This window comes from Streptomyces sp. NPDC002130 (assembly GCF_040296465.1).
GTDB lineage: Bacteria > Actinomycetota > Actinomycetes > Streptomycetales > Streptomycetaceae > Streptomyces.
This window is the reverse complement of record NZ_JBEOXI010000828.1, coordinates 1-1,437: the sequence shown is the minus strand read 5'-3', so window position 1 is coordinate 1,437 and position 1,437 is coordinate 1. Positions and strand designations below refer to the sequence as shown.

Here is a 1,437-nt window from a genome sequence, read left to right as displayed (position 1 = left end):
GCCAAACGGCACCGCCTCGAAGATGCCGCCCCCAACAGCCGCTCCGCCCGAGCCGCTCTACGCAGCGCCTCCGAACTGACCGTGCTCCTCGCCGGCTCCCAACTCGGCATCACCGTATGTACCCTCGCGCTCGGTGCAATCACCAAACCCGCTGTCCATCACTGGCTTACCCCTGCCTTCTCGAGTTGGGGCATGCCGCTCTGGATCGCGGACGTCGCCGGTTTCGTTCTCGCATTGATCATCGTGACTTTCCTGCATCTGGTCGTCGGCGAAATGGCACCGAAATCCTGGGCGATCGCCCACCCCGAGAAATCAGCCACACTGCTCGCCATCCCGATGCGCGGATTCATGTGGCTCACCCGACCTCTACTGCAATCGCTGAACTCGATGGCCAACTGGTTCCTCGTCAAAGTCGGTGTGCAACCGGTCGATCACGTCGGCAGCGGCCAGGACCCCGACGCCTTGCGGCACCTGGTCGAACACTCCACCAACGTCGGAGCCCTCGACGCCGGATACTCCGCGCAACTTTCCGGCGCCCTCGACATGCAGACCTTGACCGTCCGCGATCTACTTCGGAGCAGCAAAGCTCCGACCTCCGTAACCAGCTCCGCGACCATGGACCAGGTGCGGGCGATCTCGAAACAATCGGGACACCTACGAATCCTCGTTCGCGACAACGGTGTTCCCCTTGGGATCGTGCACGTCCGCGACACCCTGCTCCAACCCGACCACACCCACGCCGAATCCATCATGCGACCGGAATTCACCCTTGCGTCCGACACCCCCGTCCACCTCGCACTCGCGGCGATGCGGGAAAGTCGCAATCACCTGGCCGTGGTCACCGACGAACGAACGACGGTCGGCATCATCACCCTCTCCGATGTTCTCTCACGACTGTTCCCCCGCCCTGAACCGGCGATCTGACACCGCATAAGGACAGCCTTTCGCACGGATAGCGCTATCCGTACAGCAATTGTTCGGGAAAGCTCGCGATCAGATCTCAGATCTCCCCGTCCCAGGCATCGATACCCTCGTGCGTATCCGGAGTTGGAATGCCATGCCCGAGCCCCCGTGCCCTCATTTCCTCGTTCACGAAATAGAACCGTGCTTTCTCACGCGGAGTCAGGCGATCACACCGGCGATACAACGAGCGGTACTCCTTGACGAGCTCGCCGCTCGCCATACGGTAAACCGACAGCGGCACCGGCTCACCCGACATCTGATCGCATCCTCGGACTGCATGATCTGCCGCCCCGCGCTCGTCGCGACTTCGTCACTGGGCGTGCCGCCTTCGGTCAGCTTCGCTCATGCCACCCCACGTTCCATACAGCTCACCCGCACCGAGGGCGTACTCGCGGCACTGACCGAGCACAGGACAGGTCTGCCGCGCTGCGCAAGGGCGAGGTGTCCTTCGTCGCCGGGTCTCCGTCCCTGACG

General features: G+C 63.0%; 3 protein-coding genes. 1 reads left to right on the top strand and 2 read right to left on the bottom strand.

All coding sequences use genetic code 11. The annotated features are described in order from the left end of the window. Positions 1–924, top strand: a 924-nt coding sequence (locus ABT116_RS46030; protein ID WP_351647148.1) for a CNNM domain-containing protein, incomplete at its 5' end; no start/stop codon positions are given. Positions 925–1,000: 76 nt separating this feature from the next. On the opposite strand, the gene ABT116_RS46025 is transcribed toward ABT116_RS46030, so the two are convergent. Then, a complete protein-coding gene (locus ABT116_RS46025) occupies positions 1,001–1,219 on the bottom strand; it encodes a hypothetical protein (RefSeq protein WP_298772712.1) in 219 nt (72 codons plus the stop codon). A gap of 54 nt (positions 1,220–1,273) precedes the next feature. After that, positions 1,274–1,437 (bottom strand): WhiB family transcriptional regulator (locus tag ABT116_RS46020; protein WP_351647150.1); only part of this gene is annotated, 164 nt, incomplete at its 5' end.